This is a genomic window from Romboutsia sp. (assembly GCF_051659545.1).
Taxonomy (GTDB): domain Bacteria; phylum Bacillota; class Clostridia; order Peptostreptococcales; family Peptostreptococcaceae; genus JBOFOR01.
Window position 1 is genome coordinate 1 of sequence record NZ_JBOFOR010000017.1, and the last position, 15451, is coordinate 15451.

The 15451-nt window shown below is 28.8% G+C and carries 13 protein-coding genes and 2 other annotated features; all 13 genes read left to right on the top strand.

From position 1 onward, the window contains the following. The first annotated feature begins 331 nt into the window (after positions 1–331). Complete coding sequence (locus ACRC03_RS00655) at positions 332–526, top strand: helix-turn-helix domain-containing protein (protein WP_438650613.1); 195 nt, start codon at positions 332–334, stop codon at positions 524–526. Positions 527–537: 11 nt separating this feature from the next. Beyond that, a complete protein-coding gene (locus tag ACRC03_RS00660; protein ID WP_438650614.1) occupies positions 538–729 on the top strand; it encodes a YwbE family protein in 192 nt (63 codons plus the stop codon). A gap of 108 nt (positions 730–837) precedes the next feature. Then, complete coding sequence (locus ACRC03_RS00665; RefSeq protein WP_438650615.1) at positions 838–3369, top strand: GH39 family glycosyl hydrolase; 2532 nt, start codon at positions 838–840, stop codon at positions 3367–3369. A 200-nt stretch (positions 3370–3569) separates the two neighbouring features. Further along, on the top strand, positions 3570–5804 hold the full coding sequence (locus ACRC03_RS00670) for a glycoside hydrolase family 3 C-terminal domain-containing protein (RefSeq protein WP_438650616.1): 2235 nt from the start codon (positions 3570–3572) through the stop codon (positions 5802–5804). A gap of 31 nt (positions 5805–5835) precedes the next feature. Then, positions 5836–6939: an alpha/beta hydrolase gene (locus ACRC03_RS00675; RefSeq protein WP_438650617.1), complete on the top strand. Its 1104-nt coding sequence runs from the start codon at positions 5836–5838 to the stop codon at positions 6937–6939. Between the two features lie 75 nt (positions 6940–7014). Next, positions 7015–7269, top strand: a binding site (T-box leader). A gap of 127 nt (positions 7270–7396) precedes the next feature. Continuing rightward, a complete protein-coding gene (locus ACRC03_RS00680; protein WP_438650625.1) occupies positions 7397–8728 on the top strand; it encodes a Na+/H+ antiporter NhaC family protein in 1332 nt (443 codons plus the stop codon). Between the two features lie 152 nt (positions 8729–8880). After that, positions 8881–9095, top strand: a binding site (T-box leader). Positions 9096–9150: 55 nt separating this feature from the next. After that, positions 9151–10542 carry a YfcC family protein gene (locus ACRC03_RS00685; protein WP_438650618.1) on the top strand — a complete coding sequence of 464 codons (1392 nt, stop codon included), beginning with the start codon at positions 9151–9153 and terminating at the stop codon, positions 10540–10542. A gap of 41 nt (positions 10543–10583) precedes the next feature. After that, on the top strand, positions 10584–11942 hold the full coding sequence (locus ACRC03_RS00690; RefSeq protein ID WP_438650619.1) for an N-acyl-D-amino-acid deacylase family protein: 1359 nt from the start codon (positions 10584–10586) through the stop codon (positions 11940–11942). A gap of 16 nt (positions 11943–11958) precedes the next feature. Next, the gene (locus ACRC03_RS00695) at positions 11959–13056 is read left to right on the top strand and encodes an alanine racemase (protein WP_438650620.1); all 1098 of its coding nucleotides are present in this window, start codon (positions 11959–11961) and stop codon (positions 13054–13056) included. A 109-nt stretch (positions 13057–13165) separates the two neighbouring features. After that, on the top strand, positions 13166–13405 hold the full coding sequence (locus ACRC03_RS00700) for a hypothetical protein (protein WP_438650621.1): 240 nt from the start codon (positions 13166–13168) through the stop codon (positions 13403–13405). A gap of 87 nt (positions 13406–13492) precedes the next feature. Next, a complete protein-coding gene (locus ACRC03_RS00705) occupies positions 13493–13846 on the top strand; it encodes an arsenate reductase family protein (RefSeq protein ID WP_438650622.1) in 354 nt (117 codons plus the stop codon). A gap of 121 nt (positions 13847–13967) precedes the next feature. Then, complete coding sequence (locus tag ACRC03_RS00710) at positions 13968–14546, top strand: hypothetical protein (RefSeq protein WP_438650623.1); 579 nt, start codon at positions 13968–13970, stop codon at positions 14544–14546. Between the two features lie 273 nt (positions 14547–14819). Then, positions 14820–15170: a hypothetical protein gene (locus ACRC03_RS00715; RefSeq protein WP_438650624.1), complete on the top strand. Its 351-nt coding sequence runs from the start codon at positions 14820–14822 to the stop codon at positions 15168–15170. The last annotated feature ends 281 nt before the right edge of the window (positions 15171–15451 follow it).

Here is a 15451-nt window from a genome sequence, read left to right on the forward strand (position 1 = left end):
AGCCTAAATACCTAGATGGTCTGATTTAGGAAGGGCTAATGACATAGCCCCTATGGTGAGGTCATACTTCGATACTAGAAATAGACTTCGATTTAATCACTTGCTAATCTCAATGAATCCCCTAGCTTTAGCTATGGGGGAGAATGTCAATAGAAGAAAGAAATGCATTAAAGCAGGGGAAAATGGTTAATCATTAATAGAGCATAAGGTTTCTATTTGTTTGAGAGGGAGTAAAAAAAGGACAAAATATAAATTTATTGATAATACTATCTTTAAATTTATAACTGGTGTATAAGATAGAATATTGTTAAAATTAGAGAGGAGGCACAACATGGAAGATAAGATTAATCAACTTATGCAAGAATACTCCATAACATTTAATGACCTAGCTACTAGACTAGGTGTGGGTAAGCAAACTCTTACTAGAAAGATAAAAGGCACAACAGAATGGACTTATCCTGAAATGATGTCACTAATACAAATATTTAATATAAAAGATCCTCAACAATTTTTCTTTAACAGATAGGAGAGCAAAATATGACTGGAACAAAGAGAAGTAATATAAAAATAGGTTCAGCGGTACTAGTAGTACAAAAGCAAGACCAACGCACAGGAAAACTAACAGAAGGTATAGTAAAAAGAATACTTACAAACTCAGCAGAGCATCATCATGGTATTAAGGTTATGCTAGAAAGTGGTATTGTAGGTAGAGTAAAAGAGGTAAAATAGCTACATATAGATACAACCATATAATACCCACCAGGTCTTAAAATAGGACAGGGTGGGTTATACTAACGTTTGAAGCAAAAACTTAATGAATAAACTGTGGGAGGCAAGATGAGTTATACATATGAAGCAATAAAATTTAATGATGCATTACCTGCAAATATATTCATCCACAAAATTAACGAAGTACAAAGCCACTGGCATGAGAGTATTGAAATATTATTTGTGACAAAGGGTAGGGTTAATTTATTAGTTGATGGAAATTTATATAACTTAAAAGAAAACGATTTAATTATTATAAACTCAAAAGAAATACACTCAGTAAAGTCTAATGAAGAAAATATAGTTATAGCTATTCAGATAAATTTAAACAAATTTACAGGACTGTACAAAAATATAGATAGAATCAACTTTAAATGTAAATCTTTTGAACATAGTGATGATGATAATAGATTTGTTTTAATTAGAAAAATATTAGCAGAAATAATATACAACTATATGAAAGAAAATAACGGATACTGTATAAAAATAAATTCATTACTACATGAACTTGTATATATTATTATAAATAGATTTAAATCCAGTATAGAAAAAAGATATGACCAAAAGAGTTACAAATATTTAGAGCGATTAAATAGAGTTACAGAGTATTTGCGAAAAAATTATAATAGTGATATAACTCTTAGTCAAATTGCTAATATGGAGTATTTAAGTCCACAGTATTTTAGTAAATTTTTTGAAAAATATATGGGTGTAAATTTTCTAACTTATTTGAATTCTATAAGATTAGAGTATGCTGTTAAAGACTTAATAAATACAGATTATAATATAACTGATATTGCACTAAACAATGGCTTTGCAAATGTAAAATCTTTTACTAGTTTATTTAAAAATATATATAGTGAAACACCGAGTAGTTATAGAAAGAAGTCATATGATACAAAAAAAATAAATATGAATATCAAAAATGAAAGTATAAACTATTTTGAATTGAACACTAGCAGACATATGGATTCTATTTTTAAGTATTTAGAGGTAGATAATAAATCTATTAGTTCTAAAGTTGAAAGAATAGATAAAGTTGAAATAATAAATAGAATAGAAAATAAAATAGATATAGACTTAAATAAAAAAACTAAAAAAATAAATCATAGTTGGAAAAATCTAATAACTATAGGTAAAGCAAAAGAAGGACTTATTACAGATGTTCAAGAATATCTGAGAGAAATTCAAAAGAGTATAGGATTTAAATATATTAGATTCCATGGTGTCTTTGATGATGAAATGATGGTATATGATGAAGGTATAAATAATAAGCCTATATTTAACTTTACATATGTAGATAAATTATTTGATTTTTTACTTGGTATAGGTCTAAAACCATTTATAGAACTAGGATTTATGCCATCAAAACTAGCTTTAAGTAATGATAAAAAGATGTTTTATACAAACAGCATAATAAGTGAACCTAAGGATATAAATAAATGGAATCTCTTAGTTGAAAAACTTGTAAAACACTGTATAAATAGATATGGAATGCAGGAAGTTGAAACCTGGTATTTTGAAGTATGGAATGAACCAGACCTTAATAAAATATTTGGATTTGATATAAAAGAGTATTATAATTTCTTTTTTAAAGAAACTTATAATACAATAAAAGCTATAAATAAAAACTTAAAAGTAGGTGGTCCATCTATATTAGGCCATACTGTATTAGTAAGTGATTGGATGGATAATTACATAAATTATTGTATAGATAATAACTGCACACCTGATTTTTTTACTTTCCATAGCTACCCACTAGAATCACCAGAAATAGATAGTTTACTAAATATGTCTATAAATCAAATTACACAAAGTAAAGTACATATAGATAAAAATGAAAACTACTTAAAGGATTTAATAAATAGATTTAAGTATATATTACAACAGTATAAACTAGAGGACATAGAAATATATATGACAGAGTGGAATTCAACAGCATCTCATAGAGATTTAACGAATGATACTTTATATAAGGCAAGTTATATCGCTAAAAATATTTTGGAAAATATAGATAATATTCAAGGCTTTGGATATTGGATTGCTACTGATTTATTAGAAGAATCTAGAATAGATACAGACACTTTTCATGGTGGGTTAGGTCTAATTACTAATAATGGAATAAAAAAACCAGGTTTTTATGCCTATGAATTTTTAAGTAAACTAGGTAATGAATTAATACAAAGTGGAGATGGTTACTTTGTTACAAAACAATATGATACATATCAAATAATACTTTATAACTATTGTCACTTTGACAATCTTTATACAAAGGGAGATATATCTCATATAGATAAATGCAATAGATATGATGTTTTCAATAATATGGAGAAGTATATAAATTTAAACTTGAAGAATTTTAATAATGGTGATTATTTGTTTAAAGAATATACAATAGGTAAAGAAAAAGGGTCAGCATTTGATACTTGGATAGATATGGGACATCCTAATTGTATGGATGAAGAAGATGTTAAGTATATAAATAATAACTCAACTCCAAATATTAAAAAGCATATTCAACATATAAAAAATGAGTATTCTATTGAAGAAAATTTAGCTCCACATGAAGTTAAAATTTATACCATAAAACCAATTTACTAATATAAATCACTATAATAAGTTAAATTTTAATCTTATTATGGTGATTTTTTAATTTCATAGAACTTTAAAACATAAGCCCTTATTCTAAAATGTATTAATATTTGCATATAAATTAATTAAAAATCAAAATGAATTATTCTTTTAAAACCTATAAAATAGTAATTAGGAAAACGATACTACGGAATTAGGAGATAATATACATGAATATAAAAGAATTAATAAAAGAAATGACTATAGAAGAAAAAGCATCTTTATGCTCAGGATTAAACTTTTGGAATACTAAATCAATAGAAAGATTAAATATACCATCAATAATGATGACAGATGGGCCACATGGACTTAGAAAGCAAGCTGATGAATCAGATCATTTAGGATTAAACAAAAGTATTGAATCAACTTGTTTCCCAACAGCATCTGCACTTGCTTGCTCATGGAATAGAGGTTTAGTAAATGATTTAGGAGTAGCACTTGGAAAAGAGTGTCAGGCAGAAGATATATCTATAATATTAGGGCCTGGGGCAAATATAAAAAGATCTCCATTATGCGGAAGAAACTTTGAATATTACTCAGAAGATCCATACCTTTCAAGTCAATTAGCAAAACACCAAATACAAGGAACTCAAAGTCAAGGTGTAGGAACATCAATAAAACACTTTGCAGCAAATAATCAAGAAGAAAGAAGAATGACTATAGACACAATAGTAGATGAAAGAACTTTAAGAGAAATATATTTAGCTAGTTTTGAAACTGCAATAACAGAGGCTAAACCATGGACTGTAATGTGTGCATATAACAAACTAGAGGGAGAATTCTGTTCTGAAAATTATAGATTATTAACACAAATCTTAAGAGATGAATGGGGATATGAAGGCTTTGTAGTTTCAGACTGGGGAGCTGTAGTTGATAGAGATAAGGCACTACATGCAGGACTAGAACTTCAAATGCCAGCTGATGGAGGCAAAGGAGACTCAGTAATAGTTGAAGCTATTAAAAATGGAACTTTAAGTGAAGAAGTATTAGATAGATCAGTAGAAAGACTATTAAAAATAACGTTTAAAGCAGTAGAAAATAAAAAAGAGAATGCTACATTTAGCAAAGAAGAGCATCATGAATTAGCAAGAGCAATAGCAGGAGAATGTATAGTTTTACTTAAAAATGAAGGAGAAATACTTCCATTAGCTAAATCTGAAAAAATAGCAGTTATAGGTGACCTTGCTAAGAAAACTAGATACCAAGGTGGAGGAAGTTCACACATAAATCCAACTAGAATAGACAATGCATACGAAGAAATATTAAGCTTAGTTGGAGAAGAAAATGTATCATATACTAGAGGTTATGATTTAGAGGTAGATGATATAAATGAGGAGTTAGTAAAAGAAGCAAAAGAATTAGCTACTAAAGCTGATAAAGTAGTTTTATTCATAGGACTTCCAGAAAGATATGAGTCAGAAGGTTTTGATAGAACTCATTTAAATATGCCAATAAATCAAGAGAGTATAGTAAAAGAGTTACAAAGTATAAATGAAAATATAGTAGTAGTCTTAAGCAATGGTTCACCAATAGAAATGCCATTTGTTAAGGATATAAAAGGATTAGTAGAAGGATATCTTACTGGTCAAGCTAGTGGAAAAGCAATAGCAGATGTATTATATGGAGAAGTAAACCCATCAGGTAAATTAGCTGAAACTTTCCCAATGAAATTAGCTCATAATCCTTCTTATCTAAACTTCCCAGGTGATATAGATAAAGTAGAGTACAAAGAAGGTGTATTTGTAGGATATAGATATTATGATACAAAAGAAATTGATGTATTATTCCCATTCGGACATGGATTAAGTTATACAAACTTTGAATACAGTGACCTAAAAGTAAGCAATACTGAAATAAATGATAATGAAAAAATGACTGTTAGTCTAAAGGTAAAAAATACTGGCAAGGTTTATGGTAAAGAAGTAGTTCAACTTTATGTATCAGATGTTGAAAGTAAGATTTCAAGACCATCTAAAGAACTTAAAGGATTTGAGAAAGTAAGTTTAAATCCAGGGGAAGAAAAAGAAATCTCATTTGAATTAGATAAGAGAAGCTTTGCATACTACAATGTTAATATAAAAGATTGGCATGTAGAAACTGGAGAGTTTGAAATCTTAATAGGTAAGTCTTCAAAAGAGATAATATTAAAAGAATCAGTTACAGTTAACTCAACTGTTGAAATAAAAAAGGCAATTACTAATAATACTGCTATAGGTGACATAGCACATCATCCAGCGGTTAAACCATTAATGGATGGTATGATGGCTCAATTTGGAGCAATAGACTTAGGTGCAGGTAATATGTTTGTTGAGATGATGAAGTTTATGCCATTAAGAGCAATAGCTACATTTAATCCAGCAGCTGAAGATGCAATAAACAATATTATAAAACAAATGAATGAATAAAGTAAAAATTTATTAATCAGGGGAGATTATTATGAATTCAAATAACTATAGAGAATTAGTAGAAGCACTAGAAAAAAATATAGAAGTAAAAACGACTAATAATGGTGACATAATAATTAAGAAAATTCCAGATACAGATTTATCAGGATGTTTAGATCCACGAGTTTTAAATGTATTAATGAATATGGATAAATATTCATTTAAAGATGAAAGAGTAGATGATACTTTTATGTTCAATGGATTTCCATTAGGACAAATGAGAGCATCTATGGGATGGAATAATGAGGATATCACTACAACAGAAATAAAAACTACTTACAAAAACATTCAAGGTGAAGAATCAGAAATACCAGTAAGAATATATACACCAGAAAATATATCTAAAAATGCACCATGTTTAATATTTTTCCATGGTGGAGGTTTTATAGGTGGAAGTGTAGATACTGTTGAAAATCCATGTAAAGCATTAGCAGAAAAAGGAGATATGGTAGTAGTATCAGTGGATTATAGATTAGCTCCAGAAAATCCATACCCAGCACAAGTAGTAGATTGTTTTGATATAGTTAAGTGGGTTTATAAAAATGGGGAAGAGTTAAATGTTGATATAAATAAAATAGGGGTATCTGGAGATAGTGCAGGTGGAAATTTAGCGGCAGTTTGTGCTATGAAAGATAGAGATTTAAAAACAAATATGATTAAATATCAAGCGCTTATTTATCCAGTAGTAACTCTTTCAAATAAAGAATGCAAAGATTACAATTGGAGTATAGATGAATATGAAAGAGATGTTCATAAAGAGCTAATAGAAAAAATGGTAACTGCTATGCAAGGAGCTGAAGATTTGCTAACAATGCTATACCTTCAAAATCCAACTTTAAGTGAAGATGCATATGCTTCTCCATTGTTAGTAGAAGACTTAAGTGGACTTCCAAAAACATTAATGGTTGTTGCTGAATATGATTTCTTAAGAATTCAGGGAGAATGTTATGCAAAAAGGTTAAAAGAAGCTGGTGTTGATTGTAGAAGTATTAGATACAATGGAATGGACCATGCTTTTATTGACAAGACGGGATTATATCCTCAAGCAGAAGATTGTATAAATGAGATAGCGAAAGATATGAAATTGAATGTTTAGAAAATTATAAAAAATAATTGACAAAAAATTTAAAAAAGTATATTATATAAAAAACGACAAAATAAAACAGCAGTAATAAATGCTATGAAAAGGAAAGTAACCTTAAGAATACTTTTACAGAGAGCTTCTATTGGTGAGAAGGAGCAAAGGATATTAAAGTGAAAATGGCCTTGGAGCGGTGTACCGAGATCTATAGAGATTTAGGCTACAACGGGTTCACCCGTTACAGTGATAAAGTATAACCATAAATTTGGCGTACTTGATGAGGTTTGTATTGTGAAATACAAACAAATTAGGATGGTAACACGAAAGTTAACTCTCGTTCCTAAGATTAATTTCTTAGGGCGGGAGTTTTTTTAATGCATTAATAAATTTCAATTATATTTAGTAGCTAAAGTTTTAGTGGACTGTATGCTGAATATAGAAAGTTAAGGTTAGGACAAAATCAAAATATACAATAAGGGAGATTAAAAAAATGAATCAAGAAATTAAAAAAGGTAATCCATTAGCGTTATTGCCATTAGGTGTATTTTTATTATTATTTGTAGGAAGTGGAATAATAACTGGTAATTTTTATAAAATGCCAGCATTAGTAGCATTTCTAATAGCAGGAGCAGTAGCACTATTATTTAATAAAAAAGAAAGTTTAGAAACAAAAATGAATGTATTTTGCAAGGGAGCAGGAGATACAAATATTATTTTAATGGTAATAATATTTTTACTTGCAGGGTCATTTTCAAGTGTAGCAAAAGCAATGGGAGGAGTAGATTCAACAGTTAATTTAAGTCTATCAATACTTCCATCAAATCTTTTAGTAGCAGGTTTATTCGTTATAGGATGTTTCATATCAGTATCTATGGGGACCTCAGTTGGAACTATAGCAGCTCTAGCGCCAATAGGTCTTGGAATAGCTGAAAAAACAGGAATACCAGTACCGTTAGTAATCGGAGCAGTTGTAAGTGGGGCAATGTTTGGAGATAACTTGTCTATAATATCAGATACAACAATAGCAGCAGTAAGAACACAAGGATGTGAGTTAAAAGATAAATTCAAAGTGAACTTCAAGATAGTTTTACCAGCAGCAATAATAACAGTAATATTATTAACAGTAATAACTTTAGGTTATGACAATGTAGCTAGTCAAAGTTATGAATATAATTTAGTTAAAGTATTACCTTATTTAGTGGTGTTAATAGGAGCTTTAGCTGGAGTTAATGTATTTGCTTTATTAGGAAGTGGAATAATATTTGCTGGAACAATAGGGCTATTAACAAAATCATTTGATATATTTGGACTTATAGAAGCTATATCTAATGGTATTGGTGGAATGTATGAACTAAGTCTTTTATGTATAGTAGTTGGTGGAGTGGTATCTCTTATAAAGTTTAATGGAGGAATAGATTATATTCTATACTTTATAACAAGCAAAATAAGAAGTAAAAAAGGTGCACAGTTTGGAATAGCAGCACTAGTTAGTGTTATAGATTTATGTACAGCTAACAATACTATTGCAATAGTTACAGCTGGGCCATTAGCAAAAGATATAGCTGATAAGTATGAGATAGACCCAAGAAAAACTGCTAGTATATTAGATATATTCTCTTCTTGTTGGCAAGGGGTTATACCTTATGGAGCTCAACTTTTAACTGCGGCAGGAGTTGTAGGTATATCTCCTGTTGAGATATTACCATACTTATATTATCCAGGTTTAATGTTTATATGTGGAATAGTATCTATAGCATTTTCAAAAGAAATAAAAGAAAGTAAAAAGTCATCTAAGGCTGCATAGTAGTACATATAGATAGAGAATTGTAATGAAATTTTCATATGAATAGAGGTCGAATTAAGCTATAAGATATTAAAAATACATATAAAATAAATTTTATATTGAAAATTATGAAAATTAAAACTACAATAATGTTAAAAATGTTAAAAATATGTAAAAATTCTATGAAAAAGAGAGTAGATATAAATTAAGTTTCAGCGAGCTGGAGTTGGTGTGAGTCTAGTAATAAAATTTTTATTGAATAGAGCTTTGGAGGAGAATACTTGAACTAATAGTAGGGTATTAGGTGAATCTCGCCTTAAGAGATTTGAGTGAATAAGTATATTACTTATTAATTAGAGTGGTAACGCGGATAAATTTCGTCTCTTGGTTTTTAACCAAGGGACTTTTTTTTATTTTAAAATTATTATTAAGGGGGAGAAATTATGATAAAGTCTATTAAAATGCCACACACATATATACTTTTAACAAGTATAGCAATTTTCGCAGCAATATTAACTTATATAGTACCAGCAGGCAGTTATGAAAGAAAAATTGATAGTGAAACAAATAGAGAATATGTTTTGGCAGATAGTTTTCAAAATGTAGAACAAACACCAGTAACACCTTTTGGAGTAGTTCAATCTATTCCAAAAGGAATGAATCAAGGATCTCAAATAATATTTTTTATTTTATTAATAGGAGGAGCTTTTGGAATAATCCAAAAAACAGGTGCTATAAATGCAGGGATAGGAAAAATAGTAAGTAAAATTCAAGGAAGAGAAAAATTAGTAATTCCCGTCTTAGTACTGGTATTCTCCTTTGCAGGAGCTGTAATAGGATGTGCAGAAGAGTTAATGCCATTTTATCCAATAATAATATCACTATGTTTAGCCCTTGGATTTGATACTATAACAGGTACTGCCATAGTACTTATAGGTGCAGGCGCAGGGTTTGCAGGAGCATTTTTAAATCCATTTACAATAGGTGTAGCACAAGGTATAGCTGGATTACCATTGTTTTCAGGGCTTGCTTACAGAGTATTTTGTTACGTTATATTAGTAAGTGTTACTATTTTATATATTTATAGATATGCTAAAAAAATACAACAAAATCCTGAGCTTAGCGCTACATATGAAGAAGATAAAGTTAAAAGAAAAAAGACAGATATGCAACAGGTTGAAGAATTTACAAAGAAACATAAGTGGGTACTTATAGTATTTGCTTTAGGTATAGTGTCCTTAAGCTATGGGGTAATGAAGTTAGGATTTTATATAACAGAGTTAGCCGCAATATTCCTTATTATAGGAGTTATCGGAGGGTTAATCGGAGGACTAAAACTAAATGAAATTGCTGATGAATTTGTAAATGGAGCAAAAGATATGGTTCTAGGAGCGATGATGGTTGGTTTTGCAACAGCTATTATGGTTATTTTAACAGAAGGAAATATAATAGATACTATTATACACAGTATGTCAGCTATGATTACGAATTTACCTCCAGCACTTAGTGGAGTAGGAATGTTTATAGTACAAAGTTTAACTAATTTATTTATACCATCAGGAAGTGGACAGGCTGCAGTTTCAATGCCTATAATGGCTCCGATTGCTGATTTAGCAGGAATAAGTAGACAAACAGCAGTACTTGCATACCAATTTGGGGATGGATTTTCAAATGTAATTTCTCCTACATCAGGGTACTTTATGGCATCAATAGCAATAGCAGGTGTTAAGTGGGATAAATGGGCTAAGTGGATGTTACCTTTATTCTTAATTTGGATGTTATTAGGATGTATACTTATTACAATTTCGGTATATATAAACTATGGTCCATTCTAAATAAAAGGATATAAATAAGTATCATAAAGGAGGATTTGATTATGTACGATATAAAGATAATAAATGGAAAAATAGTAGATTTTGATAATAACACTTTTAATAAGGTTGATATTGGTATAAAAGATGGAAAAATAGTTGAAATAGGAAACATAACTGAAGATGCTATAAATACAATAGATGCAAAGGGAAAAATAGTATCGCCAGGATTTATTGATATTCATATGCATGAAGAATTAATAGACAGTATGGAAAATGATAATTATGATATAGCCAATAAAATGTGTTTAATGGGAGTTACAACAGCACATGGAGGTAATTGTGGGATAAACATCGGAGACACGAAAGAATTTATAGGATTTATAAATAAAAATGGTGCACCAATAAACTATGTAATGAGTATAGGTTATAATACACTTCGTGAAAAAATAGGTGTATTAGATAATTATAGAGAAGCTAATGATTTAGAAATAGAAAAAGTATGTAAGCTTATTAAAGAATACGAAGATTTAGGAGTAGTAGGATTATCCTTTGGAATTGAATATAGCCCAGGAATAACTTTTGAGGAAATGCTAAAAGTATGTAATTGTATAAAAGGAAGCAAATTATTTTTATCAGCACATTTTAGAAGTGACTGTGAAAAAGCAATAGAATCAGTAAAAGAAATGATAGATTTATCTAGAAAAACTAATTTACCTATGCAAATATCTCACTTAGGAAGTTGTAGTGCAACGGGTATGATGAATGAATCAATAGACTTAATACAAAAATCAATAGATGATGGATTAGATATAACTGTGGATTGCTATCCATATGATGCTTTTAGTACATATATTGGTTCGGCTATATTTGATGAAGGCTGTTTTGAAAGATGGGAAAAAGATTATGACAGTATACTTTTAACAGAAGGAAAATACAAGGGTGTAAGATGTGACAAAGAAACATTTTATTATGTAAGAGAAAACTATCCAGATATGTTAGCAGTTGCATTTGTAATGAATGAAGAAGAAGTAATTGAATGTATAAAAGCGCCTTTCGTTTTTGTTGGTAGTGATGGACTATTTAATAAATCACAAGGACATCCAAGAGGAGCGGGAACATTTCCTAGATTATTAGGAAGGTTTGTGAGAGAAAAAGAAGAACTTACTCTAATAGAGGCTTTAAAGAAAATAACTATTTTACCATCTAAGAGACTAGGACTTGAAAATAAGGGAAGCTTAAAAGTCAATATGGACGCAGATATAGTTATATTTGATGAAAATAATATAATAGACAAAGCTACCTTTGAAAATCCAACTTTAACACCTGTTGGAATAGATTATGTAATTGTAAATGGTAAGATAGCAGTAAAAGACAATACCTTAATAAATAGTAGAGAAGGAAAGTATATAAGCAGAAGTTAAAAATAGGGGGCAGATCATGGGGACTAAAGAACAATATCCAGTATTAGAAATAGACTTAAATAAAATATATGAAAATGCAAAGTATATAGTAAATTTATGTGAAAACCTAAATATAAATGTAGCGGGGGTTATTAAAGGTATTAATGCACAAGTAGATATAGTTCAAAAAATGGTAGATGGTGGATGTAAATACATAGCAAGTTCTAGAATTAGCCAGTTAATAGACATAAAAAAAGTAGGCATAAGTAATGAAAATATGTTAATTCGTATGCCAATGGTAAGGGAAATAGAGGAAGTGGTAAAATATATAGATATTAGTTTAAACTCAGAGATAGGAACAATAATAAAAATAAATGAAGAATGTGAAAAGCAAGATAAAGAGCACAAAGTAATTCTTATGATGGATTTAGGGGATCTAAGAGAAGGGATTATAGATGAAAAGGAAATTATAGAAACAGCAGTATATATAGAAAACAACTTAAGAAATATAAAACTTTATGGAGTAGGAACAAATTTAAGTTGTTATGGTTCTATAAAGCCAACTTACGAAAACTTAAGTAAACTATGCAAAGTAGCAGAGGATATAGAAGCAAAAATAGGTAGGAATCTAGATATAGTCTCAGGAGGTGCAACAACAACACTTTCTTTAGTACTAGATAACAATATACCAAAGAAAGTTAACAATTTAAGAATTGGAGAAGCTATTATTGTTGGTAGAGATTTAATAGATTACTGGGGCTACAATATAGAAGATAGTTTGCATAAAGATACATTGAAATTAAAAGCAGAAATTATAGAACTAAAGAGAAAACCAACTTATCCAATAGGAGAAATGTTTATTGATGCATTTGGTAACAAGCCTGTTTACGAAGATAGAGGCATAAAAACAAGAGCAATACTAGGTATAGGAAAGCAGGATTTTGTTACTACTGATACCTTACTACCTTTAACTAAGGGAATTGAAATAATAGGAAGCAGCAGTGATCATTTGATAGTAGAAATAAATGAAAATATAGAAAGTTTTAACGTAGGAGACGTAATTACTTTTGGAATGTTTTATCCAAATGCACTGTACTTAACAGCCTCTGAGTATGTAACTAAGGAATACGTATAATCCTTAGTTTTAGATATAGCACCTATATATTATTTAGATATTATAAAACTTTATACTTATGATATAATGTCTTTTAGATAAACAATAAGTTAAAAAGGGGAGCTACCTAATGAAAGAACATTACCATTGCAAAATATGCATAAAGTCACACGATACAATAGCATTATCTGAAGAATGCTTTAATAGCCACTCAGAAATAGAAAAATTAAGATGGATTGCAAATAGTGTAAATAATATAAGAATTTGGACTGAAGATAAAGAAAAGTTAAATGAATTAGATTATGACTTATTTAATAAAATAGAAGTGATTTGCGAGGAATTCAATATTTCAAAAATAAATCTGCCTTAGTATATTGTAAAATTATAAATATACTTGTTACTAAAAATAAAAAATGGGTATAAATAAAATATAAAACAACAACAAAGGGTGATACAAGTGATAAAATTTTATGGATACTCAAAATGATCTACAGTTAGAAAAGCCAAGGCTTGGCTTAAGGAAAATGATTTAAAATTTGAGGATATAGAAATAGTAAAAACTCCTCCAACTAAAGAAGAATTAAAGAGCATGTATGAAGTAAGCGGCTATGAGCTAAAAAAATTCTTCAATACTAGCGGTGTAAAATATAGAGAACTAGGATTAAAAGATATAGTAAAATCTGAATCTGATGAAAAGTTATTAGAAATACTAGCTAGTGATGGTATGCTAATAAAAAGACCAATAGCATTTAATGGAAAAAATGTTGTTGTTGGATTTAAAGAAGACGAATGGAAAGAAAAATTATTATAAAAAATTGTTAAATGACTATAAAAACAAAATTATAGTCCTTTTTAATTTAAGAAGTATAGAATAATTTAATTTGATTTGTAAAAACTAATTTTAACCAATAAAATTAGGAGGCAAATGAATTATGAAAAGATGGCTAGCAATTGTACTATCCCTAGCACTAGGAATAGGAGTAGTAGCATGTAGTAAAAATGAAGAAGTAAAAAATGAAGATGTAACTGGAAAAGTAGATTATAATGGGCAATATACAACTTTATACAATGATTACATAGGTCCTTTAGGAAGTTACTCTATGTACCAAACTCCAGATCTATCAATTGAATACTATAATACTAATGAATACCCAGGTAATGAAAAATATGTATCAGATGTAAAAGACTCATACATAGATAGCAAAGAAAAAATTCAAACTTTCGTAAATAGTCTTAAAAATGATTTAAAAACAGAAGACAAAGACATAGCAAAAATGAATGAAAATTTAATAGCTGAAGGTGAAAAAACTATAGCTAATATAGACAATAGAATAGCAAAACTTGACAAACTACCTAAAGATATATACAGCAAAAGCAAAGAAGACTTTATAAAATCAGTAGATGAAGCAACTAAACTAGAAGAAAATACAAAAACTAATTTTAACCAAATGTTAGAAGATATGAACAAAAAATTAAATATAGAAGTAAAGAACACACAACCTAATAAATAGATTGAGAAATACAAGTAAAATATAAATAAGCTAATTTAAGTAAAAAAGAAGTAGTTAACTTACTATATAGAAAATATAAATGATTTTTATAATAATCTGATAAAGAAGTAGTAGACTTATTTATCAGATTATTTTTATTGCATCAACAAAAAAAGTTTACTACATCCTTTAGAAAATATAAATTAGTTTATTTATTAATGCAATAAGTGTGTAATTACCTAAGCTATTTCTGAATATATTTTAGGAGATTAAAATATATAAAGGAGTAAAAATATGAGATGGATTAATGTAACCTCTGTTGAAGAATTGAAAACTCTTGGTAAATTTAGAGATATAACATGGGAAATAAAACAAGACCTAGATGAAATGGCAAATATATCAGGAAGAAACTGGAAAGTACTTTATGATAAAATAGTTAAATTTAGAGAATTCACCCGATTAGTAACAGTTCAACAACAAGATACCGATTCATACTTCACATCAAAAGCCAATGAATATATATTCTATCTTACAGAACTAGATGGAGAAATTAGAATGAAAAAGCTAGGAATAACAAAATCTCATTTTACAAATAAAAAGAAATCAAAAAAATGGAGAGATAAAATATCTAAACAAATACAATAATTGAGCAAGATAGCCCCTTGCTAAAGCTATGGGGTGGAATTGCTCGGTCTTGAACTTGATTAAACAGGTATAGAACACTCACCTTGAATATAGTTTTCTATGTAGTATATAATAAACAATATAGAAAGTGAGGTGAATAAAAATGATAAAAACTCATAGAGAGAAATTAAAACTAAATAAAGAGCAATTTGGATTAGTTAGAGAAAAGCAAATGGAAAGTGCTAAGTGCTGGAATGAAGTAGTTAAAATATCTAGGGAATATTATGATGAAAATAAAAAAT